At 63.1% G+C, this 656-nt stretch carries 1 protein-coding gene; it reads right to left on the minus strand.

Going from position 1 to position 656, the window contains the following annotated elements; genetic code table 11:
- Positions 1-656, minus strand: a 656-nt coding sequence (locus ACYVB7_RS19155; RefSeq protein ID WP_460510469.1) for a methyl-accepting chemotaxis protein, incomplete at both ends; no start/stop codon positions are given.

The raw sequence follows: 656 nt of genomic DNA on the forward strand, positions 1-656 counted from the left end.
GCCCGCTGGCCGTCTTGGGCCGAGAGTTTGAACACGGCCACGGTCTGCACCAGGTCTTGCGCCTGGGTGTTGAGTGACGAGGCCGCTGCCGCCATTTCTTCCACCAGCGCCGCGTTTTGCTGGGTCACCTGGTCCATTTGCGACACGGCTTCGGCCACTTGGCCCACGCCGTTGGCTTGTTCTGCACTGGCGGCGCTGATTTCGCCCATGATGTCGGTGACGCGGCGGATGCTGGTCACGATTTCGGTCATGGTCTCGCCAGCTTTGTCCACCAGGTGGGTGCCTTCTTCCACGCGTTCGACGCTGGCGCTGATGAGGTCTTTGATTTCTTTGGCGGCTTGGGCGCTGCGTTGGGCCAGGTTGCGCACTTCTCCAGCCACCACGGCAAAGCCGCGGCCTTGTTCTCCGGCCCGTGCGGCTTCGACGGCGGCGTTGAGGGCCAGGATGTTGGTCTGGAAGGCGATGCCGTCGATGACGGTGATGATGTCGGCGATCTTGCGGCTGGAGTCGTTGATGCCTTTCATGGTGTCCACCACTTGGCTCACCACTTCCCCACCTTGCACGGCCACGGTGGAGGCGCTCATGGCCAGTTGGTTGGCCTGGCGGGCGTTGTCGGCGTTTTGTTTGACGGTGGAGCCCAGTTCTTCCATGCTGGA

This window comes from Hydrogenophaga soli, from assembly GCF_054777695.1.